This window comes from uncultured Friedmanniella sp., from assembly GCF_964244005.1.
GTDB lineage: Bacteria > Actinomycetota > Actinomycetes > Propionibacteriales > Propionibacteriaceae > Microlunatus.
Genome location: NZ_CAXTHG010000040.1, coordinates 1 through 26,309 on the forward strand (window position 1 = coordinate 1; position 26,309 = coordinate 26,309).

The window sequence follows — 26,309 nt, forward strand, 5'->3', positions numbered from 1 at the left end:
GCTGTAGAAGCCGGTGGGGGTGTTCTGCTGCAGCAGCTCGTTGTTGTCGGTGCCGGCGTGCTTGTAGGAGAAGGCGGTACCGCCTTTGGTGACCGACTTCAGCTGGTCGGCGCCGGTGTAGCTGATCGCGGTGAGGCCGGGCTTGGCGGTCAGGTTCCCGGCGCCGTCGTAGCTGTAGCCGGTGGTGGTGATCTGGTTCTCCGGGTTGAACGTCAGGTCCATGGTGGAGCCGCCGTTGTGGTCGCCGGTGCTGCGGTTGCCGTTCTTGTCGAAGGAGTAGTCGTAGGTGAGGGTGTTGTCGGTGCCGTCGGCGTTGACGTCCCAGACGTGGTCGAGGCGGCCGGCGGAGGTGTAGGTGTAGCGGGTGAGCTGGCCGGTCAGGTTGTTCTTCGTCCACTGCTGCCGGCTGTAGGCCTTCGTGGTGGCGCCGTCGTCGAGCAGGCAGTTGCCGCCCACGGTGATGCCGGTGGGGGCGCTGGTGGAGTTGTAGCGTTGTTTGTAGCAGTAGGTGATGTCGACGACGTCGGTGTTGGAGGAGGTGCCGGACCCCTGTTCGCCGATCACCCGGGTGACTTGGTTGTTCTTGTCGTAGGTGTACTTGTAGTGCGCGACCCAGGTGGAGTGGGTGCTGTTGGCGCCGAGCCAGGCTTCGGTGCGGCGTCCGTGGTCGTCGTTGGCGAAGATCATCTGCTTGGTGGTGCCGGAGTAGGGGTAGCTGATCGAGGTGGCTTTGCCGGCGTTGTCGTAGGCGTAGGTGATGGTGCCGCCGGTCGGGCTGGTCGACTGGACCAGCCAGCCGGCCTTGTCGTACTTGTAGGTGAACTGGTCACCGGTCCCGAAGGTGTTCTTGCGGGAGATCATCCGGCCGAGCTGGTCATAGCCGTAGGTGGTGGTGCCGTTCGGGTCGACCCGGGTGCTGTTGCGGCCGGCGGTGTCGTAGCCGTAGCTGGTGGTGGCGCTGCCGTCGGAGAAGGTGGTACCGGTGGCCCGGTCCAATTTGTCGTAGCTGTAGGTGGCGGTGATCCCCCGGCCGTCCGACTTGGTGGCGACCCGGCCGAACGCGTCGTAGGTGAGGTTCTGCACACCCAGGGAGGAGCCGGTCTTCGGGGTGATCGAGACCAGCTGCTTGTTGGTGTAGCCGTAGGTGGTCTTGTTGGTCGCGCTGTTCGGAGACGCGGCGGCGACGACGGTGCCGTCATTGTTCAGGTTGTAGTCGACGGTCGCGGTCGCGGTCCCCCCGCCCCAGTCCTCGACAGCTGGTTGCCGGTTCCGGAGTAGGAGTAGGTCTGGGCGACGTTGCCGCTGTCGGTGCCGCCACTAGGCGCGTACTGACTCGGGCCGGCCGGGTTGGCGTAGTCAGTCGTAGCAGTCTGGCCGCCGTTGGTCTTCGAGCTGGTGAGTGACTCCCCGCCGTTCGCGCCGTAAGTATTAGTGACCGTCGACTGTTCCGTGGTGCCCGCCGAAGCAGTAGCTGCTCCCTGAGTTGCGGCGTTGTAGGTCCTGGACTGTTGCCGGCCTTCGGCGTCGGTGACCTTCCCCACCAGCTTGTCGGAGTTGATGTTGGAGTAGGTGGCGTGCGGAACCGCGGTAGCTGCGTAGTTCTGGTCGGTGTCCGGTCCAGCGACGTCAGTCTCAGTGGAGGACACGTAGGCGAGCCGGGTGACCGAGGAGCCCGGACCGCCGGTCGCGTTTTCCAGCTGCGTGATCGAGGTCACCCGGCTGGAGGTGTCGTAGCCGAAGCTGGTGACGACGTTGCCGGGAGCGCTGATCGAGTTCAACAGCCCGGCGGCGGTGTAACCGAACGTCGTGGTCCGGCCCAGCGGATCCATGAACGACGTCATGTTGCCGTTCGTACGGGTGAACGACACGTTACGGGAGGCGGTGTTCGTCACCTGCGCCATCGTCGTCTTCGCCGTCGCGTCGGTGGCCACGGTGATCGTGCGGGCGGTTGTGGGGCCGGCCGGTGCGACGATCGACAGGTTCCGGAACAGCGCCCCGGCGCCGGTGTCGGTGACCAACGTCTTGTTGCTGTCGTTGTCCTCTTGGGAGATCAGCTCACCGGCAGTGTTGAACTTCAGCTTCGCCTGCGACTGGTGGTCGGTCATCGTCCACCCACTGCTGGTCTTCGACAGGTCGACGGTGATCCCGTCCGGCGCATCGTAGGACGTGGTAGAGCCCGACTTCAGCGGGAACACCCGAGACAGGCCACCCGACCCCGTGTAGGTGACCGAGCTGTCGGTGTTCGTCTTCAAGTTGATCGACGGCGTCAGGTCCAAACCCCAGCCGCGGCCGAGTCGGGTCGTCGACCCGATGCTCGAGATCGCGACCGAGTTGTAGAACGCACCGGTCTGGATCTTGGTCTTCACCCCGACCAACGCCAGACCCTTGACGCTAACCAGCAGGTTGCCGGTCGCCACATCCACCTGGGTCTGGACACTGTCACCGGCCGAAAACTTCAACCGAGACGCACCCGCCCGCTCGCCGGCGTACTTCAAGCCACCGATATCGGTCGCGCCGAAAGCAGGCAAAGGACTAGCCGAGAGACAAGCGCCAGCCACCACAGCAGCTGTTACGAAGGCAGCACTAACACCACGAAGACGCACGCGAAAGCCCTTCACACGAGAGAGAGGTCGAAGAGTCGCCGCTCGGGGGGTGCGTCTGATGTTCAACCCTGAACAATCCTGAGTGTGGCCTGAGGGCGGTCTTGCGGCAAGTGTCCTATATAACGGAATGGTAACGGTTGTCCGGGAGGGGCTTTCAGATCCGCTGGCGGCTGGTGCCAAGACGGCTGCCGCGGGCAGCACGGTCGCCGTGACCGATCGTCTTGGCGGCCACTCGCTGCGGCAGTCGGCCGTCCCGCACGTGCTGGCCACGCTGGACCGGGTGCACTCACCGGGCCGGCCTCAGCAGGCGGTCGCCGAGGCGAAGGCGGCAGGCTTCCTCAGCACCAGCCTGGACCTGATCTACGGCACGCCGGGGGAGTCGCTGGCCGACTGGGCGACCAGTCTGGACGCCGCACTGGCGGCCGAACCGGACCACGTCAGCGCGTACGCCCTGATTGTGGAGGCCGGTACCCGGCTGGCCGTCCAGGTCCGTCGCGGTGAGGTGGCGATGACCGACGACGACGACCTCGCCGACAAGTACCTGCTGGCCGAGTAGTTGGAAGAGCCGGCAAATCGCTGACCGCCTAGTCTGCTCCTCTTCGGCCGACCGCCAAGCGGCACAAGCCCGAAGGGCTGCTGCCGTCGACCCTAGGATGGCGCGGTGACGGCAACGCTGGTAGCAAAAGGCCTCTCCGGCGGGCATGGGCACCGGGTGCTGTTCGAGGCGCTCGACCTGACGGTCGCCCCCGGTGACGTGGTCGGGGTGGTCGGCGCGAACGGTGCGGGCAAGACCACACTGCTCCAGATCTTGGCCGGCCAGGTGGCCCCGTTGGCCGGCACGGTCAGTGCTGCGCCGCCGGACGCGTTCCTCGGCTGGCTGCCCCAGGAGCACGAAGGTGTGCCGGGGGAGACCGTCGCCGGCTACCTGGCCCGGCGTACCGGTACGGCGGCGACGACCCGCGAGATGGAGCAGACGGCGGCGGCGCTGGGTACCGACGCAGCCGCGGACGACGCGTACGCCGTCGCCCTCGATCGCTGGCTGGCCAGCGGTGCGCCCGACCTGGAGGACCGGATCCCGGCCGTGCTCGCCGACCTCGGCCTCGAGGCGGCTCCGACGACCCTGATGACCACTCTGTCCGGCGGTCAGGCCGCGCGGGCGGCCCTGGCCGCGCTGCTGCTCAGCCGTTTCGACGTGGTGCTGCTCGACGAGCCGACCAACGACCTCGACCTGGCGGGGCTGGAGCTGCTCGAGTCGTTCGTCCGGGGGTTGCGCGGCGGGGTGGTGCTCGTCTCGCACGACCGCGAGTTCCTGGCCCGCTGTGTCACCCGGGTCGTTGAGCTCGACCTGACCCAGCACCAGGTCGCGGTGCACGACGGCGGCTACGACGCCTTCCTGGCCGAGCGTGAGGTGGCCCGTCGGCACGCCCGCCAGGCGTACGAAGACTTCGCCGCCACCAAGGCCGATCTCCTCAGCCGGGCGCGCACCCAGCGCGAGTGGAGCTCTCAGGGCGTTCGCAACGCCATCCGCAAGAGCCCCGACAACGACAAGATCCGGCGCAAGGCCTCCGTCGAGTCCGCGGAGAAGCAGGGCCAGAAGGTCCGCCAGATGGAGTCCCGGATCGCCCGGCTGGACGAGGTCGAGGAGCCGCGCAAGGAGTGGGCGCTGCAGTTCAGCGTCGGCGCTGCCCCCCGGTCCAGCTCGGTGGTCGCCACCCTCAACGAGGCCAGCCTGCAGCGCGGCGGTTTCACCTTCGGGCCGGTCACCCTGCAGGTGGACGCGGGGATGCGGATCGGCATCACCGGACCGAACGGGGCCGGCAAGACGACCCTGATCGAGCTGCTGCTCGGCCGGCTTCAGCCCGAACGTGGCACGGCGAGCCTCGGCGCCTCCGTGGCGGTCGGCGAGATCGACCAGGCCCGGACGGGACTGGCCGAGGCGCTGCCCCTCGGTACCGCGGTCGAGGCCGCCCTGCCGGCACTGACCCCGGCCGAGGTACGGACCCTGCTGGCCAAGTTCGGGCTCCGGGCTGACCAGGTCACCAGTCCGGTGCACCGGCTGTCACCGGGCGAGCGGACCCGGGCGGCGATGGCGCTGCTGCAGGCGCGCGGAGTCAACCTGCTGGTGCTGGACGAGCCGACCAACCACCTCGACCTGCCCGCCATCGAGCAGCTCGAGCAGGCGCTGGACTCCTACGACGGTGCGCTGTTGCTGGTCTCCCACGACCGCCGGCTGCTCGACAACGTCGCCCTCGACCAGCGCTGGTCGGTCGCCGGGGGCCGCGTCAGCACGAGTTAAGCCGACCTGTCAGAAACCAGTTGTCCTGGAGGACAACCCAGTTCTGACAAGTCGGGCAAAGCCTCGGTCAGGCTTCATGATCATCGAGATGATCTTGGGTGACGAAGTCGATCAGCTGCTCCACCGTGGCGAGCAAGGGCCGCTCGAGGTCTGACCATGATCGAACTCGACCCAAGATCATCTTCCAGGCGGCGGCGATGTCAGCCTGGTCGCGGTGCGGAAGCCGCAGTACGTCACAGATCCCGGCCTTCCACTCGACGTCGCGGGGGATCTGCGGCCACGCCTTGAGGCCCACCCGCTCCGGCTTGACCGCCTGCCAGATGTCCACGTACGGGTGGCCGAGCACACGCACGTACGCACCGCCCCGGCCGCGGGCGACCTGCTCGGCGATCCGGGTCTCCTTGCTGCCCGGGACGAGGTGGTCGACCAGCACCCCCAACCGCCGGCCCTGCTCGGGAGCGAACTCCGCGACGATCGCCGGCAGGTCATCGATGCCGCCGAGATACTCCACCACCACGCCGACGTGCCGTAGGTCCTCGCCCCAGATCTGCTCCACCAGCTCGGCGTCGTGCCGGCCCTCGACGTAGATCCGGCTCGGCAGCGCCACCTTGGCCCGTTCGGCCGGCCCCGCCACCGAGCCCGACGCGGTCCGCCGAGGAGCGGCGGTGGCGGCTGCCCGTGGCGGCCGGACCAGGGTGACCGGGCGGCCCTCGTGCAGGAAGCCGGCGCCGAGGGGAAAGCTGCGCAGCTTGCCGCGCCGGTCCTCGAGCACGACGATGCCGTTCTCGAGCCGGGTCACCGCGCCGACGAAGCCGGTGCTCGCGTCCTCCAGCACCAGTCCGCCGACCACGGCGAGCTCGGTGCTGACCGGCTTGGCTTTCTGCTGCCAGCCGGCGGCCAGCACGTCGCCGGCGTAGCGGCTCTGCGGGGTTCGATCCTGAGGCGTCACCTCGGCAGGCTAGGCCGACCAACGGTCCTGATCGGGGAGCGAACCGCCCGGAGACGCGTCTTTGCCCGTACGCGCGACACTAGCGGCGTGCCCGTGATGCCGATGTTCCCGTTGGGCTCCGTCTTGTTCCCGCACATGCCGCTGCCGCTGCGGGTCTTCGAGGAGCGCTACCTGATCATGCTGTCGCAGCTGGTCAAGGTCGAGGACGGCCGTTTTGGCGTGGTCCTGATCGAACGCGGCTTCGAGGTGGGCGGCGGTGAGCAGCGCTACGGAGTAGGGACCGCAGCGGAGGTGACCCAGCTCGGCGCGGCCGAGGGCATGGTCGGCCTGGTCGCCCAGGGCAGGGAACGGATCCAGGTGGCCGAGTGGCTGCCTGACGACCCGTACCCGCGAGCCGAGGTCGAGACCCTGCCCGAGCTGGTCTGGGATGGCACGCTGGAGACCCTGCGGACCGAGACCGAACAGCTGGTCCGCCGCTCCATCGCCCAGGCCAGCGAGTTCGCCGAGCTGATCTGGCCGGCCGACGTCGAGCTGTCCGAGGACCCGGTCGCCGCCCTCTGGCAGCTCGCGGCCATCGCTCCGCTCACCGCCTACGACCAGGTCGCGCTGCTGCGCGCCAGCACGGCCGAGGGGCTGCTGACCACGCTGGCCCAGCTCACCCGCGACGCCGCGGTGGCCTGGCAGATCGCCTGGCCCGACGACGAGCCTTCTGTCTGACGCCTCAGTGCGGTGCGGGTCCGGTGGAGGCCCGCGGCACCAGGCTGATCGGCAGCAGCACCTGGCGGGGCGTCGCCTCGGGGTCGACCAACAGCCGGCCGACCGCCCGGCCGCGCTCCCGGATCGGCTGCCGGACGGTGGTCAGGTCGTTCTGGCCGGCTTCGGCGATGTCGTCGAAGCCGCAGACGGAGACGTCGGTCGGGACGGCGTAGCCGAGGTCGGTCAGCGCGCTCAGCGCGCCGAGAGCGAGCACGTCGCTCAGCCCGACGATGGCGCTGGGCGGCTCTGGCTGGTGCATCAGCCAGCGGGCGGCAGCCGCACCCGAGGCGAGGGCGTTGTGGCCGGCCGAGATCAGGTGGACCGAGCCCGGCAGGCTCTGCCGTAGGCCCTCGAGCCGGCCCGCGTAGTCGACGAAGGTCACCGACTCGGGCTGCAGCTCGACCACGTCGCCGCCGGCGGGCGCCAGGGTGTCGACGACCACGGCGACGTCGCGGTGGCCGAGCGCGGCCAGGTGAGCACCCACGATGACGCCGGCCTGGACGTCGTCGATGGCCACCCAGCTGCCGTCGGGGTCGCTGACGAGGTCGGTGCTGACCAGCCGGATGCCGCGGGCCTTGGCCACCGCGCCCGCCGGGTGGTCGGCCGGCAACGACAGGATCGTCAACGCGTCGATGCTCGCCCGCTGGACCGAGCGGACGTCCGGCTCGTCCTCGGACAGGGTGAGCGGCATCAGCAGGATGCTCACGCCGTGCTGCTCGACGACCTCGCTGAGCCCGGAGAGGAACTCGACGGCGAACGGGTCCGAGAACGCGTACGAGAGCCGTTCGGTCAGCAGTACCCCGATGGCGTCCGAGCGGCCGACCCGGAGCGTCCGGGCGGCGGCGTCCGGTCCCGGATAGCCCAGCTCGGCCGCCGTGGCCAGCACCCGCTCGCGCAGCTCGGCCGAGAGCTGGTCGGGCCGGTTGTAGGCGTTCGAGATGGTCGCCGGCGAGACCCCCAGCGCCGCCGCCACCGTCTTCACGGTGACCTTCTTCTCCGACTTGTCAGACCGTGAGGGTGCTGGCCCCCCCGGAGCGTCTGGAACGTCGGTGTTGAGGGGCGGGGGACTCATGCGAGGGGGAGGGTGGGTCGGATGCCTTTGACGCCGCGGCCGGCGAGCGCGGCGTAGCCCGGGGCGATGCCGCCGGCGATGTGCTCCTCCGGGTACGGCCACTCACCCGCGGCGAGCGCGTCGGTCTCGGCGACCCCGGTGTCCACCAGGCGGGTCAGCTCACCAGAGACCGCGGCCACCCGACCGCGGGCGTCGAAGACGAACTCGCGGTCGACGGGCTCGCCGTGGCCGGGGACGGCGCGGGTGCCGGCGGTCATCAGCCCGATCACACCGTCCAGGGTCGCGGCCCACTCGTGCGGCACGCTGTCGGGGCCGAACCACGGCGGCCCAGCCGACTCGAGCAGGTCACCGACGAAGATCAGGTCGGCGTCGGGGACGATCACCAGCAGGTCGCCCTCGGTGTGCCCGGCCCCCAGGTGCGCGATCTCGACCCGTCGGTCGCCGAGGTCGACCGACGCCGCCACGGCCAGTCCGCGGGACGGGGCCCGCAGGTCACCGGGAATGAGTCCGAGCTCGGCGGCACTCGCCCGGGCATCGGCGCACTCGAGCCGACCGGCCACCGACTCGTGCGCCAGGGTGGGGACGTCGGGAAAGGCACCCAGGCCGAACGCGTGGTCGTCGTGCGCGTGAGTGACCACCACCGCCTGCAGCGCGACGTCGGTGACCGAAGCGATGGATGCTCTGAGCTGCCGGCCCTGCTCAGGGGAGGACCCGGTGTCGACCAGCAGAGCGCCGGTGCTGCCGACGACGAGACCGAGGTTCACGGTCGCCGGCTCGGCCGTGCAGACCCAGACGCGGTCGGCGACGGCCCGCCAGGGCGACAGCGACTCCGGCGCTCGGGCTGACGTACGCCACTGGTCCATCCGGCTAGACTGGCACTCTGACTGTTGGAGTGCCAACCTGGCGGGGCCGGAGGTTCTCCGACCAGGGCACGTCGACGCATCCCGGAGGAGGACACCGTGGACGAGCGCAAGCTCGAGGTGCTGCGCGCCATCGTCAGCGACTACGTCTCCAGCCAGGAGCCGGTCGGGTCCAAGGCGCTGGTCGAGCGGCACGACCTCGGCGTCTCGCCGGCCACCGTCCGCAACGACATGGCGGCGTTGGAGGAAGAGGGCTACATCACCCAGCCCCACACCAGCGCCGGCCGGATACCCACCGACAAGGGCTACCGGCTCTTCGTCGACCGGCTGGGCTCGGTCAAGCCGCTGTCGCCGGCGGAGCAGAAGGCGATCCAGACCTTCCTGGCGGGCGCGGTCGACCTCGACGACGTGCTCCGCCGGACCGTACGGCTGCTCGCCCAGGTCACCCAGCAGGTGGCGATCGTCCAGTACCCCAACCTGCAGAGCTCGACGGTCCGGCACGTCGAGGTCGTCTCGCTGTCACCCTCGCGGATGCTGCTGATCCTGATCACCTCGACCGGGCGGATCGAGCAGCGGGCGCTCGAGCTGCCCGAGCACGACGACGCGGCGCTCGCCGAGCTGCGGGCGCACCTGAACGCGGCGGCGGTCGGCCACCCGTCCTCGATCGCCGCGGCCCGGCTGGCCGCCCTGCTCGAGCAGCTGCCGCCGGCGTTGGCCGCGATCGGTCAGGTCGCCGTGGCGACGCTGCTGGAGATGCTCAGCAGCGAGGCGTCGGCGCGGATGGTGGTCGGCGGGATGCCCAACCTCTCCCGCTTCGGCACCGAGTTCGAGGCCGGGGTCAAGCCGGTCCTCGCGGCGCTGGAGGAACAGGTGGTGCTGCTCACGCTGCTGGGCGAGGCGACCACCGCGGACGCCGTGACGGTCCGCATCGGCCAGGAGAACCCGTACAAGGAACTACAGTCGACCTCGGTGGTCGCCAGTGGCTACGGCAGCCAGGTGGACACCTTCGCCACGCTGGGCGTGGTCGGCCCCACCCGTATGGACTACCCCTCGACCATGGCGTCGGTGCGCGCTGTCGCCCGTTACGTCGGTCGCTTCCTCTCCGAAGGATAAGAGCTGTCAGAGATGAGTTCGGACTACTACGAGATCCTCGGCGTCCCGCGCGACGCGACGCCGGAGCAGATCAAGAAGGCCTACCGCCAGCTGGCGATGAAGCTGCACCCTGACGTGGCTCCCGAGCCCGACGCCGCCGACCGGTTCAAGAAGGTCGCTGAGGCCTACGAGGTGCTGCAGGACCCCAAGAAGCGCGACCTCTACGACCGGGGCGGCGACCCGCTCGGCGGCGGCTTCAACGGTGCCCAGGGATTCGGTGGCGGCGGTGGGGGCGCGGGCGGCTTCGACTTCGGCAACCTCGTCGACGCGATGTTCGGTTCTCAGTCCGCCCGTGGCCCCCGGTCGCGGGTGCGTCGCGGCCAGGACGCCCTCGTCCGGTTGTCGCTCGAGCTCGCTGAGGCGGCGTTCGGCACCACGAAGCCGTTGCAGGTGGACACCGCGGTGCTCTGCCCCCGCTGTGGCGGCTCCGGCGCCACCGAAGGCTCGCAGCCGGTGACGTGCTCCACCTGCCACGGCCAGGGCGACGTCACGCACGTGCAGCGGTCGTTCATCGGTGACATCCGCACCACCCAGCCGTGCCCGACCTGTCGGGGTTACGGCACCGTCATCCCGGACCCGTGCGTCGAGTGCGCGGGCGACGGCCGGGTCCGCTCCACCCGCACCATCACGGTCAAGATCCCGGCCGGGGTGAGCACCGGCAACCGCATCCACCTCGCCGCGCACGGCGAGGTCGGTCCAGGCGGCGGCTCGGCCGGCGACCTGTACGTCGAGCTCAACGTGGCCCCGCACGAGGTGTTCCGCCGTGAGGGCGACGACCTCGAGGTGGTCGTCCGGATCCCGATGACGGCCGCCGCGCTCGGCACCGAGGTGGACGTGGCCACCCTGGAGGCCGACGTCGAGGACTCCGACGTGGCCGACCGTAGCGTCTCGGTCCGGGTGCCGGCCGGCACCCAGTCGGGGACGCGGGTCGCGCTCGAGGGGCACGGCATCCCGCGGCTGCGCGCGAGCGGCCGCGGCCAGCTGGGCGTCACCCTGCTCGTGCAGACCCCGACCCGGCTCGACGACGAACAGCGTGAGCTGCTGCGCCGGCTGGCCGAGCTGCGCGAGGAGACCGGGCCCGAAGGCACGGTCCAGCGGCACGGCAAGGGCGTGTTCGGGCGTCTCCGGGACGCCTTCGCCGGTCAGTGACGTCGGGGTCGTGACTGCGCCGCTGTTCCTCCTCGACGAGCTGGCCGACCCCTTGCCGGCCCCCGGTACGGTGCTCGAGCTGGGCGGTGAGGAAGGGCGGCACGCCGCCGTCGTCCGGCGGATCGGCCCGGGGGAGTCGGTGCTGGTCGCCGACGGCCGCGGACGCGGTCTCCGCACGCTGGTGCTGGACGCCTCGAAGGCCGGGCTGCGGCTCGAGGTGGTGGAGCAGCTCGACGAACCGTCCCAAGCTCGGCGGCTGGTGGCGGTGCAGGCGCTCGCCAAGGGCGACCGCTCCGAGCTGGCGGTGGAGATGCTGACCGAGGTCGGAATCGCCGAGATCTGGCCGTGGCAGGCCTCTCGTTCGATCGTCCGCTGGTCGGCCGAACGGGGCGACAAGGCCCTCGGCCGCTGGCGGTCGACCGCCCGGGAGGCCACCAAGCAGTCTCGGCGGCTTCGGGTTCCTGAGGTCCGGCCGGTGCTCAGCACCGCCCAGCTCTGCGCCGCGCTGGCCGAGGTCGACCTCGCCCTGGTGTTGCACGAGGACGCGACGACCGCCCTGCGCGAGGTCGTCCTGCCCGAGGCCGGCACCGTGGCGCTCGTGGTCGGACCTGAGGGCGGCATCGCACCGGAGGAGCTGGACCGCTTCGTCTGGGCCGGCGCTCGGGCGATCTCGGTGAGCGACGGCGTGCTGCGTACCTCCACCGCCGGCGTCGTCGCCGCGGCGGGTCTGCTGCTGCGCTAGGAGGATGGTGTCAAACGCCGGCCTACTGCGCGGCACCCGGGCACGCACCGGGCTTCGTTGCCGTCGTCGCGGAGAGAACACCGCTATCCGACTCCTCCGGCGCCTTGCCCGGCACGCACCCGGGCACCTGCTCGCTACGGCCGCCGTTTGACACCACCCTCCTAGGAGGCTGGTGTTTGACACACCCTCCTCGGACCTGCTCGACACGAGGTGGCGGCGGGGTGCCTCAGCGCTCGAGGCGCAATTCGAGGTCAGACCCGGAGGTCGACAGAAGAGGTCACCCCGCCGCTGTCAGGTTCGCAGGGATCCGGAGGACCCGTCAAGACTTTCCGGCCGGCGAGGGGAGATTCTTGGCCGGGTCACTCGCTCCCATCTATTGCTGGAAGCGGGAGAGCGCGCCCGGCGTGTCGCGCGACGCCTCCCAGCAGTTAGTTGGCTGCGTGGTCGGCAGAATGGACGCATGACCGGGTGGATCTGCCGTACCTGCGCCGTCGAGCAGCCCGAGAGCGACAGGCCACCCGACACGTGCGCCATCTGCAGCGACGAACGGCAGTACGTGCGGTCCGAGGGCCAACGCTGGACCACCCTGGAGGAGCTGCGGGCGGCCGGTCACCGTGGCCGGCTGAGCGAGCTGGAACCGGGCCTGCTCGGCATCACCGTCGAGCCGCAGGTGGGCATCGGCCAGCGATCCCTGCTGGTGGCGACGCCAGCCGGCAACCTGCTCTGGGATCCCGTCGGCTACGTCGACGACGAGCTCGAGGCTGAGGTGCGGGCTGCCGGCGGACTGGCGGCGATCGCAGCGAGCCACCCCCACATGTACGGCGCGCAGGTGGCCTGGTCGCACCGCTTCGACGGCGTACCGGTCTGGGTCGCGGCGGCCGACCGCAGCTGGGTGCAGCGCGACGACCCGGTGATCCGATCGTTCGACGACGAGGTCGAGGTGCTGCCCGGCGTCCGGCTGGTGCGGATCGGCGGCCACTTCCCGGGCAGCGCCGTCGCCCGCCTGACCGGGGCGGACGGCCGCGGTGTGCTGCTCACCGGCGACACCGTCGCGGGCACCCCGGACGAGCACTGGGTCGCGTTCCTGCGCAGCTTCCCCAACAAGATCCCGCTGTCGGCGGCGGTCGTCGAGACCGTGGCCGAGCGGGTGCTGGCGCTTGACTTCGACCGGCTGTACGACAACGTCGGCGGCCGGGTCGGCGCTGACGCGGCCAGCTGGGTACGCCGGTCGGCGGAGCGCTACGTCGGCTGGGTGCGGGGCGACTTCGACTACCTGACCGGCACCTGAGACCCGGCCCGAGCCATCCCTGGCGCGGCCGACCGGGCGGGCGTACGGTGCGACCATGGCAGCGCAGCAGGGCGTGCGGCCACGGACGCCGTTGCTGGCGGTCGTGGCGTTGGCCCTGCTCGCGGCGACCTGGTCCGTGCCGGCTCCCGCGCTGGCCGCGCTGCCGCCGCAGGGGTTCGCCGTCGTCTCGATGACCAGCACCTACGACGATCTCTTCTCCCCGAGCACGACCGGCAACCCGGTCACCGACGGTGGCCTGGTCGCCGGATCCACCGTGGTCGGCCGCTACCCGCGGGCGGCGGTCTACGACCTCAACCGCCACACCCTGCGGGTGCTGGGCACGCTAGGAGGCCGCAGCTCGTGGGGAACCGACATCAACGCCGCGGGCGACGTCGTCGGCTACTCCGACCTTCCCAACCTCGGTGAGACCCACGCCTTCGTGTGGACGGCGCGCACGGGCATGATGCACGACCTGGGGGCTTTCGCCGGTCGGGGTGACTACTCCCAGGCGAACGCCATCAACGACGCCGGTGTGGTGGTCGGCTGGGGCACCCTGGATCGGCCGGGCACGAGCCCCCGTGCCTTCGTCTGGGACCCGAACGTCAGCCCGGTCCGGATGCGCGAGCTGCCCCTGCCCGCCAGCACCCGCTCCTCCACGGCCACCGCGGTCAACGCGCGGGGTCAGGTGGTGGGCCGGGCTACCGGCGACAGCGACGAGGGCTTCCTCTGGGACCCGACGACGGCGAGCTCGAGCGTCCTGGGGTCGCTGCCCGGCGCTCGGATCGCCGGCGCGGTCGACATCAACGACTCCGGCTACGTGGTGGGCCCGGCCGAGGTCAGCCGGTCGGGCCCCTCCGGTCCGTACGTCGTGCCCCGCCCGTACCGCTGGAGCCCAGCGACGCGGACCGCCGCCCTGCTGATCTCGGCGCCGGGTGCGGGCTATGACGAGGTGAGCGCGATCAACCGGCACGGCGTCATCGTCGGCACCGCCCACCGCGACGACCTGAACCGGCTTGCGGTGTGGAACGCCTGCTCCACCCCGGTCTACCTGCAGCCGGCTCCGGGCGGACGGGCGTCGGGCGGCGCTGGCCTCAACCGCTACGGCGAGATCGTCGGCACCTCGCAGGCGTCGCCGACCCGGGGAGCCGAGTTCGTGCGGTCCGGCCCGTGCGTGGCGACGCCATGAGGGGCCGGGCTCATCGGCTGGTCTCCGGGGGCGCGACCCTGGCGGCGGCGCTGTTGCTGGCCGCCGTCGGGCCGCCCGCCTCGGCCGCACCCCCGGTCGGCGGCTACACCCGGACGTTGCTCACGGTAGGGGCTCCTGACGTCCCGTCCCCGTTCATCCCCAGCACCACGGGCAACCCCGTCAACGGGGCGGGTCTGGTGGCCGGCAGCGCCACCATCTACGGCTTCCGGTCGCCCACCGACGCGGGCGTCTACAACCTCACCACCGGGACCTGGACCGACCTCGGGACGTTTGGGTCCAGCAACGAGGCCCGGGCGGCCGACGTCAACGAAGGTGGCGACGTCGTCGGTGCAGCGGGCACCGACATCGGGTCGGGCAGCCCGACGCGGGCGTTCCTGTGGACCCCCGAACGCCCCACGTTGCTCGACCTCGGTTCGCTCGATCCCCTGGACCGCCAGTCCGGCGCCACCGCGGTCAACGACCACGGGGTCGTGGTCGGGTGGACCTACACCCCCGACTCGGGCTACACCGGGCACGCGTTCCTCTGGGACCCGAAGGCCTCACCGCTCGGGATGCGTGACCTGGGCACTCTGGGCGGGGTCGACTCGGTCGCGTACGGGATTAACAACGCTGGCACCGTCGTGGGGTCGGCGACGACGCGGCGTCGGGTGGTCCGCCCGTTCGTCTGGACCCCGGCCGCGCACGCCATGGTCGACATCGGCACGCTCCCCGGCTACGACAGCGGCGTTGCCCGGGACGTCAACGACCGCGGCTACGTCGTTGGCGAGGACTTCAACGCCGCCACCCCGGACGACACCCGCGCGTTCCTCTGGAACCCGGTAACCCACGCCGTGACCGCGCTCAACGCCCCGGCCGGCCAGGCGAGCCGGGCCTACGCCATCAACCACTACGGCGTCATCGTGGGCCGGGTGAACTATCCGCCGATCGAGGGGAGCTCGTCCCCGGACAGCAAGGTGGCCATCTGGAGGGGCTGCACGCCGCTCACCGTGCTGCCCGAGGACTACGCAACGGCCACCGGCATCACCCGGCGGGAGCGGATCGTCGGCACCTCGATCGACGGCGGTGCGAGCTGGCTCAAGGCCGGCCCCTGCACCTAGCCCGTCGCCCCTGATTCTTGGGTTCGGCGGCGTCCAGGCACGCACCTCGCGGCGTTCTCCTCGTCGTGATGCGACCCGGTAGGCCTTCCTCGTCGGCCTTGCGATGCACGCACCTGGACGCCGGCAAACCACGAGGCTTAGGGGCGACAAACTACGAGCCCGACTGTCCCCGCTCACGCCGGTCGCGGCGCGTGGCAGGCTGGCAGCATGAGTGAACAGCCGCAGACCCAGTCCTACGAGCAGGTCCCGGACCAGCTGGACCAGCTCGACCAGGACCAGCTCCAGTCCGACACCAACCTCGAGGACCGCGGTGTGGCCGACGCCCTGGACGAGGGCTACTCTCCGCCGGAGAAGCCGTCGGTGCTGCTGCGCGAAGGCGAGCCCGAGACGTTGGACGAGCGGCTGGCCGAGGAGATCCCCGAGCCGGACCCGTACGCCGAGCCCCAGCCGCCAGCCGACAACCTCACCGAGCAGGCCGACTTCATCAGCCAGGGCGAGGGCGACTTCGTGGACGACGGCGAGGTCGGCGACCTTCGCGCCGGCCGGCTGATCGACCCCAACCAGGGCATCGGCCCCGACCTCGACCAGGAGCTGATCGGCGAGGACGCGGGCATCGACGCCGGCGCCGCGAGCGCCGAGGAAGCGGCCGTGCACATCGTTCCTGAGTAGTCTGCCCTTGCGCGATCCGATCGAGTGCTGGCTCTGCGTCATCCCAATTTCTTGGGAGCCGGGCGGCGGTTCACTAGGATGAAACCATCATCCCCGGGCTCCGCCGTACGCGTAGCCTCATCGTCTGCGAGGAATGCACTGAGTAGGTCAGACAACTCGGCTCGATCCACCGGCCCCGCCGTGCCCCGTACGCTCGGCGTACCCCAGCCCTCGGAGCAGGTCCGACCCGACCAGCCGGCGGTCGAGGAGATCCGGCGGGTGACCGTCCCGGTCTCGGTGGACATGGTCAACATCCTCGGTCCGGGCGATGAGTTCCTACGGATCCTGGAGCGCGACCTCGACGCTGCCGTCCACGTCCGGGGCAACGAGATCACCCTCAGCGGGTCCAACGCTGCTGTCGAGCTGGCGGCGGAGGTGCTGACCGAGCTGGTCACCGTGCTACGGACGGGTCAGGGCCTCACCGCCGACGCGGTGGAGCGGACCTGCTCGATGCTCGCCGCCCGCGAGGAGACCCGGCCGGCGGACGTGCTGACCAAGAACATCCTGTCCTCGCGTGGCAAGACGATCCGGCCGAAGACCCTCAACCAGAAGCGGTACGTCGACGCGATCGACAAGCACACCGTCGTCTTCGGGATCGGGCCGGCCGGTACGGGCAAGACCTACCTCGCCGTGGCCAAGGCGGTGGAGGCCCTCCAGAACAAGGAGGTGACCCGGATCATCCTGACCCGGCCCGCCGTCGAGGCCGGCGAGCACCTCGGCTTTCTGCCCGGCACGCTGAACGACAAGATCGACCCGTACCTGCGGCCGCTGTACGACGCGCTGCACGACATGCTCGACCCCGACTCGATCCCGAGGTTGCTGACCGCCGGGACGATCGAGGTCGCGCCCCTGGCTTACATGAGGGGTCGGGCGCAGCCGGTGGCGACCCCCGTGCTCACTCCCGACGGGTGGCGGCCGATCGGTGACCTCCGGATCGGGGACCTGGTGGTCGGCTCCGACGGCACGCCCACTCCCGTGCTGGGGGTCCATCCCCAGGGCCGCAAGGCGGTGTTCCGCGTGTCCGCCCAGGACGGCGGTTCAACGCTGGCATGCGGCGAGCACCTCTGGTTCGTGACCACCAAGGACGACCGCCGGCACGGCAAGACGGGTCGGGTGCTGCAGACCCAGGAGATGGCCGGCAACCTCCGGCAGGGTTTCACCCACCGCTACGAGCTGCCCCTCGTGGCCGCCGTCCAGCTGCCTGAGCGCGACGTGCCGATCGATCCGTACGCCCTGGGCTTGCTGCTGGGTGACGGTTGCCTCACCACGACCACGACGCCGGCCTTCGCGACGAACGACCCCGAGCTGGCGACGTCGCTCGGGGACGCGCTGCCCGGCATCGAGCTCACGCGCACGTCCGAGGTCGACTACGTGTTGCGTCACGTCGACGGCCACCGCGGCGGGGTCATCGTGGCTAACCCGGTGACCGCGGCCCTGCGGGTGCTGGGGCTGGCGGGCACCCGGCCGCACACCACGTTCGTGCCGACCGACTACCTGCAGAACAGCGCCGACGTCCGGCTCGCGCTGCTGCAGGGACTGTTGGACAGCGACGGCGGTCCGGTCACCCAGGCCGGTCGGACCTGCCGGGTGCAGTACGCGACCAGTTCTCAGCAGCTGCGGGACGACGTCCTCTTCCTGGTCCGGTCTCTCGGCGGCGTTGCGACCGCACGGGTCCGTCCCGCCGAGGGTCGGCGCGCCGGGCTTGCTCGCGGACGTGCCGTGGAACACCGCTACGACTCCCATGTCCTCGACATCCGACTCCCGGCGGGGACGCCACCTTTCCGGCTCGCTCGGAAGTCGTCGCTGTACGACCAGCACGGCGGCGGCCGACCGATGCGGTTCGTCCACTCGATCGAGCCTGCCGGTGAGGCCGAGTGCGTGTGCATCTCGGTCGCCGCCGCCGACGCGCTCTACGTCACCGAGGACTTCCTCGTCACCCACAACACCTTGAACGACGCCTTCATCATCCTCGACGAGGCCCAGAACACCTCGCAGGAACAGATGAAGATGTTCCTGACCCGGCTCGGCTTCGGGTCCAAGATCGTCGTCACCGGCGACGTGACGCAGGTCGACCTGCCGGGCGGCACCCGGAGCGGCCTGCGGGTGGTCCAGGGCGTGCTCGACGACGTCGACGACATCGCCTTCTGCCACCTGACCAACCACGACGTCGTCCGACACAAGCTGGTCGGCCGGATCGTCGCGGCGTACGACCGGTTCGAGGCCGACCAGCCCGAGCCGTCGTCCCGCGGCCACCGGTGAGGTCGGCGTGAGCGTCGACCTCAACAACGAGTCCGGTCTGGAGGTCGACAGTCCCGGTCTGGTCCGGCTCGCGACCTTCGCCCTCGACCAGCTGCGGATCCACCCGCAGGCCGAGCTCTCCGTGCTCTGCGTGGACGAGGACACGATGACCGCCTACCACGAGAAGTACCTGGGCGAGCCGGGACCGACCGACGTGCTGAGCTTTCCGATGGACGAGCTCCGGCCCCCGGGCGAGGAGGACGAGCCGCCGATCGGGCTGCTGGGCGACATCGTGCTCTGCCCGGCCGTCACCGAGCGGCAGGCCCGCGAGCACCACCGGACCGCTGCCGCCGAGGCGGAGTACCTGCTGGTGCACGGCATCCTGCACCTGCTCGGCTACGACCACGCCGACGACCACGAACGCACCGAGATGTTCGGTCTCAAGGACCGGATCCTCGCGGACTGGGCGCTGCACCGTCCAGACCCCCCGGCGCCGGTCCGATGAGGACCCCCGACGTGAGCACCGTCGGATGAACCAGGCCGACTGGGTCCAGCTGGTCGTCGCCCTGCTGCTGGTCGTCCTCGCCGCCCTCACCGCCGCGGCCGAGGCCGCGCTGTACTCGTTCTCAAAGTCGCGGGCCGACCGGCTCGTCGCCGCTGGCGCCCGCGGCGCGGCGCGAGTGCGCAAGATTGCCGACGACCCGCCGCGCTACCTGAACACCGCTCTGCTGCTGCGGACGGTCTTCGAGATCTCCGCCATCGTGCTGGTGGCGCTGGTGGTCTTCGGCCATTCCGACGGCACCGGCGAAGGTGTGTTGGTCACCGCCGGTTCCATGATCGTCATCTCCTACATCTTCTTGGGGGTGGCCCCGCGGACGCTCGGCCGCCAGCACGCCGACCGCGTCGCCGGCGCCCTGGCCGGCCCGCTCGTTGCGTTCACCACTGTGCTGGGGCCGATCCCGCGGTTGTTGATCTTGGTCGGCAACGCGCTGACGCCCGGCAAGGGCTTCATCGACGGCCCCTTTGCCACCGAGGCCGAGCTGCGCGAGCTGGTCGACCTGGCCGAGGCCAGCGAGGTGATCGAGTCGGGCGAACGGCGGATGATCCACTCCGTCTTCGACCTCAGCAACACCATCGTCCGCGAGGTGATGGTGCCGCGGACCGACATGGTCTTCATCGAGGAGCACAAGACGCTGCGGCAGGCGGTGTCGCTGTCGCTGCGGTCGGGCTTCAGCCGGATCCCGGTGATCCGGGACGGGCTCGACGACGTGGTCGGCGTGCTCTACCTCAAGGACGTGATCAAGCGCGTCTACGACTCCCCGAACACCCAGTCGACCGAGCGGGTCGGTCCCGTGATGCGCCAGCCGGTGCTCTGCCCCGACTCCAAGCCGGTCGACCAGCTGCTGCAGGAGATGCAGGCCAAGAGGGTGCACCTGGTGCTCGTCGTCGACGAGTTCGGCGGCACGGCCGGGATGGCCACCATCGAGGACATCCTCGAGGAGATCGTCGGTGAGATCACCGACGAGTACGACGAGGAGAACACCGACATCGCCCGGCTCGACGACGACCGCTACCGGGTTTCGTCCCGGCTGCCCGTCGACGAGCTCGGCGACCTCTTCGGGCTCGAGCTGGACGACGAGGACGTGGAGACCGTGGGTGGACTGATGTCGAAGAACCTGAACAAGGTGCCGATCGCCGGATCGGTGGTCGAGCTCGAAGGGCTCCGGCTCGTGGCCGAACGCGCCAGCGGACGGCGCAACCGGATCGGCACTGTGCTGGTCAGCCGGATCGATCAGCGCGACAACGCCGACAACGCCGACGACGCCGAGGCCGCGACGCGGCTCGTCGTCGACGAACGGGTGGGCTCGTGACCAGTTCTGTCCCGACCAGCCCGAACGCGGCGCCCACCGATCCTGAGGACGTCAAGATCATCACGCTGGCCCGCGCCGCCCTGGCCCGGACGGCGGCCGCGTCGGGCGCGTGCCTGCGTGACACCGACGGCCGGACGTACGCGGCCGCGAGCGTCAACCTGCCGCACCTGCAGCTGTCCGCCGTCACCGTGGCCGTCGCGATGGCCGTCTCGTCCGGGGCGGAGGGCCTCGAGGCGATCGCGCTAGCCGGGACAGGACCGGCCGAGGCCGACCTCGACGTGCTCGGAGACCTCCGGGGCCCAGGCGCCGTGCTCTGGCACGTCGACGCGCGCGGCCAGCTCCAGGAGAGGATCGCCCTCGATGGCGCCCGCTGACCTGCCCGGACAGATGAGCTCGACCTCTCCCGAGGGGTTCCGTTCCGGCTTCGCCTGCTTCGTCGGCCGGCCGAACGCCGGCAAGTCGACCCTGACCAACGCGTTGGTCGGCAGCAAGGTCGCCATCGCCTCGTCCAAGCCCCAGACCACCCGGCACGCCATCCGTGGCATCGTGCACCGACCCGATGCCCAGCTCGTGCTGATCGACACCCCCGGACTGCACAAGCCCCGAACCCTGCTAGGGGAACGGCTCAACGACCTGGTCCGCGGCACCTGGACCGAGGTCGACGTGATCGGTGTCTGCCTGCCGGCCAACCAAAAGATCGGACCCGGCGACACCTACCTGGTCGGTCAGATCGCGGCGCTGCCCAAGAAGCCGAGCCTGGTCGCGGTCGCCACCAAGTCCGACCTGGTGTCCCCGCAACGGATGGCTGAGCACCTGATGAGCATCCAGGCGCTCGAAGCCACGCTTGACGTCACCTGGGCGCACATCATCCCGGTGTCGGCGGTCGGGAACGACCAGCTCGACGACCTCGCCGACGCCCTCGTCAGCCTGCTGCCGGAAGGTCCGCCGCTCTACCCGGACGGCGAGATCACCGACGAGCCCGAGGAGACGCTGGTCGCCGAGCTGATCCGTGAGGTGGCGCTGGAGGGGGTCCGCGACGAGCTGCCGCACTCCATCACCGTGGTGGTGGAAGAGATGGGTCTGCGCGCCGACCGTCCCGCCGATCGGCCACTGCTCGACGTCTACGCCAGCATGATCGTCGAGCGGGACTCCCAGAAGGGCATCATCATCGGCCACAAGGGCAGCCGGCTCCGCGACCTGGGCGAGGCGGCGCGGCACCAGATCGAGGCGCTGCTCGGCACCCCGGTCTACCTCGACCTGAGGGTCAAGGTGCTCAAGGAGTGGCAGCGCGACCCCAAACACCTCAACCGGCTGGGCTTCTGACGCCTCCGCCGGCCGAGGTCAAGGCTCAGGCGTCGACCAGGGTCGCCGCTGCCGTGGCTTCGGCGGGCTCCTGGTCCAGCGTCAGCTCGTAGGTGTCGAAGATCCGGTCGAGGCGATAGCCGAGGGCTTCGTTGACGCTGACCATGTAGCCGTTGTCCACCTGGTTGTAGGTCTCGATGTGCTCCAGCTGGGGTTCCACCTCGGCCAGCCAGGCCAGCATCTCGATCTTGAGCAGCAGACCCAGCCGATGACCACGGTGGTCGCGGGAGACGGCGGTGTCGCACTGGACGCCGCGGCCCGGACGCAACGGGTTGGCCATCACGACCGTGTGCCCGCCGAGCCGACCGGTCTCGCGGTGCCGGGCCACCACCCGGTACAGCTGGTCGCCGCGGCCGAGCCGCGCCGTCTCGAGGTCCCGCATCAGGTCGAGGCCAAAGACCTCCCGCTCGTAGGTGAGGTCGCCCATCGGCGCGTCGTTGATCGACTCCGCCACCTCGGCGATCTCGGCCATCAGCTCCTCCGGCTGGGGCGGCAGCAACCGGACGATCTCGTAGTCGACGGCAGCGGCTTCGGCTTCGCGTCGCAGTGCGGCCACCGCGTCGGCGTCGATCTCCGCCAGCCACTGCTTGCGGCGGGCGTCGTGGCTGGCGTAGCGGAAACCGAATCGGGACAGGAATCCGGCGACCCCGGGGTCGTCTGTCGCTCCGCCGAGCCACACCGTCGTCCGGCCCGCCGCTGCCGCCTGCTGGAGCACCTCCTGCATCATCGCGGTGCCGTGCCCCTCCCGCCGGCGCTCGGGCCGGACGGTGATGTCGGCCCAGACCAGGTGCAGGTTGTCGCGAGTCGGTAGGTCGATCGCGAGCACACCCACCGGCTCGGCGTCCTCGGTCGGACGGTAGAGGTACCACTCGTCCGGCCGCAGGTCCCAGCCGTAGCGCAACCAGCGCTGCTGCAACGCCGCGATCGGCGGCGGCGACTCCGGGTCGTCGACCCGCCGGGCGCTCTCGAGGATTTCGACCGTCGCCGCGACGGCCTGGTCGTCGTCGGGCTGTACGCGGAGCAGAGGCATTCCCTCAGGGTGCCTCAGCAGTGTGACGGCGGCCACTGGATTTTGCGCGCCTGCTTGGCCGCCGGCTGGGTGGCGGGCTAAGGTGACGAACGTGGTCGGCACCGTGCTCCTCCTTCGTTGCCGCAGCGAGGCCCGCTAAAGGCTGGCATCCTCGCTGCGGAGTCGAGCGTGCCCGGCCTGCTCCAGACCACTCAGCGAGGAACTCATGTCCACCACACCCAGCACCAACGCCGTTCCGGCCGATGCGATCGCGGCCATCTCCGACCCGCCCGCCCCGCCCGTTGAGGTGAGCTCCTTCGGCACCCGGGCGCAGACCGTGCCCGTGCAGCAGCCCAGCCCGATGCCTTTCCGCCGTTACCGGGCCTTTCCGCCGATCGACCTGACCGACCGCACCTGGCCGTCCGGTCAGATCACCCGGGCGCCGCGCTGGCTGTCGACCGACCTCCGCGACGGCAACCAGGCCCTGATCGACCCGATGACCCCGGCGCGCAAGCACAAGATGTTCGACCTGCTGGTGCGGATGGGCTACAAGGAGATCGAGGTCGGCTTCCCCTCGGCGAGCCAGTTCGACTTCGACTTCGTCCGGCAGCTGATCGAGCGCGGCATCCCCGACGACGTCACCATCTCGGTGCTGACGCAGGCCCGCGAGGACCTGATCGAGCGGACGGCCGAGTCGCTGGTCGGCGCGCAGACCGCGACCATCCACCTCTACAACGCGACTGCGCCGCTGTTCCGCCGGGTGGTGTTCGGGGTCGACCGGCCCGAGTGCCTCGCGCTGGCCACCCGCGGCACCGAGCTGGTGATGAAGTACGCCGAGCAGTACCTGGGCGACGTCGAGTTCGGCTACCAGTACTCTCCGGAGATCTTCACCGGCACCGAGCTCGACTTCGCCGTCGAGGTCTGCGACGCCGTGATGGACGTCTGGCAGCCTGCGCCCGGCCGGGAGATCATCCTGAACCTGCCGGCGACGGTCGAGATGGCCACTCCCAACGTCTACGCCGACCAGATCGAGTGGTTCAGCCGGCACGTCCAGCACCGCGAGCACGTCGCCATCTCGCTGCACCCGCACAACGACCGCGGGACCGCGACCGCGGCCACTGAGCTGGCGTTGATGGCCGGCGCCGACCGGGTCGAGGGCTGCTTGTTCGGTCACGGCGAGCGGACCGGCAACGTCGACCTGGTGACGCTGGGCATGAACCTGTTCAGCCAGGGCATCGACCCCAAGATCGACTTCTCCGACATCGACGAGATCCGCCGCACAGTGGAGTACTGCACCAACCTGCCGGTCCACCCGCGCCACCCGTACGCGGGGGACCTGGTCTACACCGCCTTCTCCGGCTCCCACCAGGACGCCATCAAGAAGGGCCTGGAGGCGCTCGACCAGCAGGCCGCCGCGGCGGGTGTCCCGGTGGCCGAGCTGGCCTGGGAAGCGCCGTACCTGCCGATCGACCCGCACGACGTGGGCCGCTCGTACGAGGCCGTGATCCGGGTCAACTCCCAGTCCGGCAAGGGCGGCGTCGCCTACATCATGAAGTCCGAGCACAACCTGGACCTGCCGCGCCGGCTGCAGATCGAGTTCAGCCGGGTCGTCCAGGGCCACACCGACAGCGCGGGCGGCGAAGTCAACGCCTCCCGGCTCTGGGAGATCTTCACCGCCGAGTACCTGGCCGTCGACGAGCCGCTACGGCTCGTCGGGGTCCGGGCCGCCTCGGCCAGCGGCGGCCACGACTCCGTGACCGCGACGGTCGTCCACCGCGGACGTGAGTCCGAGCTCAGCGGCGAGGGCAACGGACCCGTGTCGGCGTTCGTGGACGCGCTGTCCGCGCTGGGATACCACGTCCGGGTGCTCGACTACGCCGAGCACGCGCTGTCCGCCGGCGGCGACGCCTACGCCGCCGCGTACGTGGAGTGCGAGGTCGGCGAGGGCGAGTCCAGCCAGGTCGTCTGGGGCGTCGGCATGCACGCCAACATCGTCACCGCCTCCCTGCAGGCCGTGGTCTCCGCCGTCGACCGGGTCGTCGCCGGCTAACTTCGTCAGCGTGCGACGTAGTGCCGGGACTGCCCGGCACTGCGTCGCACGATGATGCAGAGACGCCCCACGGCCCTGTGGACAACCCGCGGTGAGGGGTTCCGCAGCCCGAGGATTCTCCCATGCGAGAACGTCTCGACCCGCCGGCTGCGCTCCTCGCGCTCGCCACCGCCCAGGCCGGCGTGGTGAGCGCGGAACAGGCCGATCTCGTCGGCTTCGGCCGCCACTCCCGGCAACGGTTGCTGGAGCAGGGTCAGTGGCGCCGGCTCGAAGGACCCGTCTATGCCGTCCATCCGCTCGAGGTCGATTGGCTGGGTACCGCGTGGGCCGGCATCCTGCTGGGTGGAGCCTCCTCGCGGCTCGCCGGGCTCGCTGCTGCCCACCTGTACCAGCTGGTGGAGGAACCGCCGCGTTCGCTCGACGTCCTCGTTCCGGTGACGGCTCGAGCCCGCATCCGTCCCCCCTGGGTGTTCACCCGCGAACGCCCCGGCGCGCGGAGCCCGCTCTCACCGGGTCATCCGCCACGCACCACGGTGGAGGACACGGTCCTCGACCTGTGTGATGGGTCGGATCCCGGCGCCGTCGTCGGCTGGGTGACCCAAGCGGTGGGCTCGGGACGAACGTCGGCCGTTCGACTGTCTCGTGCGCTGGCTGGGCGGCATCGCTTTGCGAGTCGGGCCTTCATGGCCGAGATCCTCGGCGACGTCGGTGAGGGTGTGCACTCGCCGCTTGAGCTTCGTTACCTGCGAGACGTTGAACGACCGCACGGGCTGCCACGAGGGGACCGGCAGAACTGGTCCCGCCACCGGCACCGGCGTGACGTGGTCTACGAGGAGTTTGGTCTGGTCGTCGAGCTTGACGGTCGCCTCGGACACGTCGGACTGGGAAAGTTCCGCGACATGAACCGGGACAACCTCGCGGCCACCTCCGGTGAGCTGACCCTGCGCTACGGCTCGGCTGACGTGGCTGGATCGGCGTGCGTCGTGGCCTGGCAGGTGTTCACCGTGTTGACTGGCCGGGGCTATCGAGATCCTTTCCGGCGCTGCCCGAACTGTGCATTGGTTCCGGACGGAGCCTTCTGAGGACTGTGCGACATCGTGCCGGGAGTAGGCGGCACCATGTCGCACGGTGTGGCGAAGACCTCAGCGTTCGACGTGGACCAGGGAGCGGAGGTTGCGGTCCAGGTGCCAGATGGCGAAGGCGGAGGTGAGGCCGCTGGCTTCGCGGGCGACGCCGGGGGCGACGTCGCGGGTGTCGGCCCAGCGACCCTCGAGCAGGGCGGCGAGCAGGGTCAGGGTGGCGGGCGAGGGACGGGCGGAGCCGGCAGGCCGGCAGCGTTCGCAGACCACGCCACCGGTGACGGGGGAGAAGGCGCCGTGCGGCCCGACCAGCCCGCAGCGCGCGCAGTCGGCGAACGACGGCGCGTAGCCTGCCACGGCCAGCGCTCGCAGCAGGTAGGAGTCCAAGATCATGGCGGCCGGCCGCGGGCCGTCAGCCGTACCCCGGTTGAGCACCCGGAGGGCCCCGACGAGCAGCAGGTACTGCTGCAGCGACGGTTCGCCCTCCTCGACCACGAGCCGGTCGGCCGTTTCGAGCATCACCTGGCCGGCGGTGTAGGTGGGGTAGTCCTCGGTCAGCGCGGGCCCGAACGCGTCCAGCGACTCCACCTGGGTGACCACGTCGAGCGTCCGGCCCTCGGCGAACTGCAGGTCGATGTGGGAGAACGGTTCCAGCCGCGCCCCGAACTTCGACGACGTCCGTCGGACTCCCTTGGCGACGGCCCGGATCTTGCCTCGGCGCCGGCTCAGCAGCGTGATGATCCGGTCGGCCTCACCCAGCTTGTGCGTCCGCAGCACCACGGCTTCGTCGCGGTAGGTGGGCACGTCGATAGTGTCCCGCA

22 protein-coding genes and 4 pseudogenes are annotated in these 26,309 nt (G+C 70.5%); 19 read left to right on the plus strand and 7 right to left on the minus strand.

From position 1 onward, the window contains the following. Positions 1–1,083 (minus strand): hypothetical protein (locus ACFE76_RS18735; RefSeq protein WP_375433301.1); only part of this gene is annotated, 1,083 nt, incomplete at its 3' end. A gap of 119 nt (positions 1,084–1,202) precedes the next feature. Continuing rightward, positions 1,203–2,423, minus strand: coding sequence for a hypothetical protein (locus ACFE76_RS18740; protein WP_375433302.1), 1,221 nt, complete (start codon positions 2,421–2,423; stop codon positions 1,203–1,205). Between the two features lie 421 nt (positions 2,424–2,844). On the opposite strand from ACFE76_RS18740, the pseudogene ACFE76_RS18745 reads away from it, so the two are divergent. Together ACFE76_RS18745 and ACFE76_RS18750 are read left to right on the plus strand one after the other, a co-directional pair. After that, positions 2,845–3,156, plus strand: a pseudogene (locus tag ACFE76_RS18745) (coproporphyrinogen III oxidase); the annotation flags it as partial. Between the two features lie 108 nt (positions 3,157–3,264). After that, a complete protein-coding gene (locus ACFE76_RS18750) occupies positions 3,265–4,899 on the plus strand; it encodes an ABC-F family ATP-binding cassette domain-containing protein (protein WP_375433303.1) in 1,635 nt (544 codons plus the stop codon). Positions 4,900–4,966: 67 nt separating this feature from the next. Here the strand turns inward: ACFE76_RS18750 and ACFE76_RS18755 are convergent, their stop codons facing one another. Further along, positions 4,967–5,848: a DUF3097 domain-containing protein gene (locus tag ACFE76_RS18755; protein ID WP_375433304.1), complete on the minus strand. Its 882-nt coding sequence runs from the start codon at positions 5,846–5,848 to the stop codon at positions 4,967–4,969. Positions 5,849–5,944: 96 nt separating this feature from the next. Here ACFE76_RS18755 and ACFE76_RS18760 point away from each other — a divergent pair, with 96 nt between their 5' ends. Next, positions 5,945–6,565, plus strand: coding sequence for an LON peptidase substrate-binding domain-containing protein (locus ACFE76_RS18760; RefSeq protein WP_375433329.1), 621 nt, complete (start codon positions 5,945–5,947; stop codon positions 6,563–6,565). A 4-nt stretch (positions 6,566–6,569) separates the two neighbouring features. Here ACFE76_RS18760 and ACFE76_RS18765 read toward each other — a convergent pair whose 3' ends face one another. Both ACFE76_RS18765 and ACFE76_RS18770 read right to left on the minus strand, forming a co-directional pair. Then, on the minus strand, positions 6,570–7,586 hold the full coding sequence (locus tag ACFE76_RS18765; RefSeq protein ID WP_375433305.1) for a LacI family DNA-binding transcriptional regulator: 1,017 nt from the start codon (positions 7,584–7,586) through the stop codon (positions 6,570–6,572). A gap of 86 nt (positions 7,587–7,672) precedes the next feature. Beyond that, positions 7,673–8,539, minus strand: coding sequence for an MBL fold metallo-hydrolase (locus tag ACFE76_RS18770; RefSeq protein ID WP_375433306.1), 867 nt, complete (start codon positions 8,537–8,539; stop codon positions 7,673–7,675). 96 nt (positions 8,540–8,635) lie between these two features. On the opposite strand from ACFE76_RS18770, the gene hrcA reads away from it, so the two are divergent. The 14 genes and pseudogenes from hrcA to era all read left to right on the plus strand — a co-directional run bounded on the left by hrcA (position 8,636) and on the right by era (position 21,311). Continuing rightward, the gene (gene hrcA, locus ACFE76_RS18775) at positions 8,636–9,649 is read left to right on the plus strand and encodes a heat-inducible transcriptional repressor HrcA (protein WP_375433307.1); all 1,014 of its coding nucleotides are present in this window, start codon (positions 8,636–8,638) and stop codon (positions 9,647–9,649) included. Positions 9,650–9,661: 12 nt separating this feature from the next. Continuing rightward, positions 9,662–10,837, plus strand: coding sequence for a molecular chaperone DnaJ (gene dnaJ / locus ACFE76_RS18780; protein WP_375433308.1), 1,176 nt, complete (start codon positions 9,662–9,664; stop codon positions 10,835–10,837). A gap of 10 nt (positions 10,838–10,847) precedes the next feature. Next, the gene (locus ACFE76_RS18785; RefSeq protein WP_375433309.1) at positions 10,848–11,579 is read left to right on the plus strand and encodes a 16S rRNA (uracil(1498)-N(3))-methyltransferase; all 732 of its coding nucleotides are present in this window, start codon (positions 10,848–10,850) and stop codon (positions 11,577–11,579) included. A 460-nt stretch (positions 11,580–12,039) separates the two neighbouring features. Further along, the gene (locus ACFE76_RS18790) at positions 12,040–12,867 is read left to right on the plus strand and encodes an MBL fold metallo-hydrolase (RefSeq protein ID WP_375433310.1); all 828 of its coding nucleotides are present in this window, start codon (positions 12,040–12,042) and stop codon (positions 12,865–12,867) included. Between the two features lie 55 nt (positions 12,868–12,922). After that, a complete protein-coding gene (locus ACFE76_RS18795; protein WP_375433311.1) occupies positions 12,923–14,053 on the plus strand; it encodes a DUF3466 family protein in 1,131 nt (376 codons plus the stop codon). Then, positions 14,050–15,171: a hypothetical protein gene (locus ACFE76_RS18800; RefSeq protein ID WP_375433312.1), complete on the plus strand. Its 1,122-nt coding sequence runs from the start codon at positions 14,050–14,052 to the stop codon at positions 15,169–15,171. Before ACFE76_RS18795 ends, ACFE76_RS18800 begins: the two co-directional genes overlap by 4 nt. Positions 15,172–15,378: 207 nt before the next feature. After that, positions 15,379–15,840, plus strand: a complete 462-nt coding sequence (locus ACFE76_RS18805) for a DUF5709 domain-containing protein (protein WP_375433313.1) — start codon at positions 15,379–15,381, stop codon at positions 15,838–15,840. 282 nt (positions 15,841–16,122) lie between these two features. Further along, a pseudogene (locus tag ACFE76_RS18810) lies at positions 16,123–17,016 on the plus strand (PhoH family protein); the annotation flags it as partial. Beyond that, positions 17,011–17,559: pseudogene (locus tag ACFE76_RS18815) on the plus strand (LAGLIDADG family homing endonuclease); the annotation flags it as partial. The pseudogenes ACFE76_RS18810 and ACFE76_RS18815, both read left to right, overlap by 6 nt. 264 nt (positions 17,560–17,823) lie before the next feature. Continuing rightward, a pseudogene (locus ACFE76_RS18820) lies at positions 17,824–18,138 on the plus strand (PhoH family protein); the annotation flags it as partial. A 7-nt stretch (positions 18,139–18,145) separates the two neighbouring features. Next, a complete protein-coding gene (ybeY, locus tag ACFE76_RS18825; RefSeq protein WP_375433314.1) occupies positions 18,146–18,622 on the plus strand; it encodes an rRNA maturation RNase YbeY in 477 nt (158 codons plus the stop codon). Positions 18,623–18,647: 25 nt separating this feature from the next. After that, complete coding sequence (locus ACFE76_RS18830) at positions 18,648–19,988, plus strand: hemolysin family protein (RefSeq protein ID WP_375433315.1); 1,341 nt, start codon at positions 18,648–18,650, stop codon at positions 19,986–19,988. Then, the gene (locus ACFE76_RS18835; RefSeq protein ID WP_375433316.1) at positions 19,985–20,362 is read left to right on the plus strand and encodes a cytidine deaminase; all 378 of its coding nucleotides are present in this window, start codon (positions 19,985–19,987) and stop codon (positions 20,360–20,362) included. The genes ACFE76_RS18830 and ACFE76_RS18835 overlap by 4 nt, the downstream gene beginning before the upstream one ends. Then, complete coding sequence (gene era / locus ACFE76_RS18840; RefSeq protein ID WP_375433317.1) at positions 20,349–21,311, plus strand: GTPase Era; 963 nt, start codon at positions 20,349–20,351, stop codon at positions 21,309–21,311. The genes ACFE76_RS18835 and era overlap by 14 nt, the downstream gene beginning before the upstream one ends. A gap of 25 nt (positions 21,312–21,336) precedes the next feature. Here era and ACFE76_RS18845 read toward each other — a convergent pair whose 3' ends face one another. Further along, complete coding sequence (locus ACFE76_RS18845; RefSeq protein ID WP_375433318.1) at positions 21,337–22,380, minus strand: GNAT family N-acetyltransferase; 1,044 nt, start codon at positions 22,378–22,380, stop codon at positions 21,337–21,339. 340 nt (positions 22,381–22,720) lie between these two features. On the opposite strand from ACFE76_RS18845, the gene leuA reads away from it, so the two are divergent. Together leuA and ACFE76_RS18855 are read left to right on the plus strand one after the other, a co-directional pair. Further along, a complete protein-coding gene (leuA, locus tag ACFE76_RS18850; RefSeq protein WP_375433330.1) occupies positions 22,721–24,409 on the plus strand; it encodes a 2-isopropylmalate synthase in 1,689 nt (562 codons plus the stop codon). Between the two features lie 122 nt (positions 24,410–24,531). Beyond that, positions 24,532–25,491, plus strand: a complete 960-nt coding sequence (locus tag ACFE76_RS18855; RefSeq protein WP_375433319.1) for a hypothetical protein — start codon at positions 24,532–24,534, stop codon at positions 25,489–25,491. Between the two features lie 60 nt (positions 25,492–25,551). Here ACFE76_RS18855 and recO read toward each other — a convergent pair whose 3' ends face one another. Next, complete coding sequence (recO, locus tag ACFE76_RS18860) at positions 25,552–26,292, minus strand: DNA repair protein RecO (RefSeq protein ID WP_375433320.1); 741 nt, start codon at positions 26,290–26,292, stop codon at positions 25,552–25,554. Between the last annotated feature and the right edge of the window lie 17 nt (positions 26,293–26,309).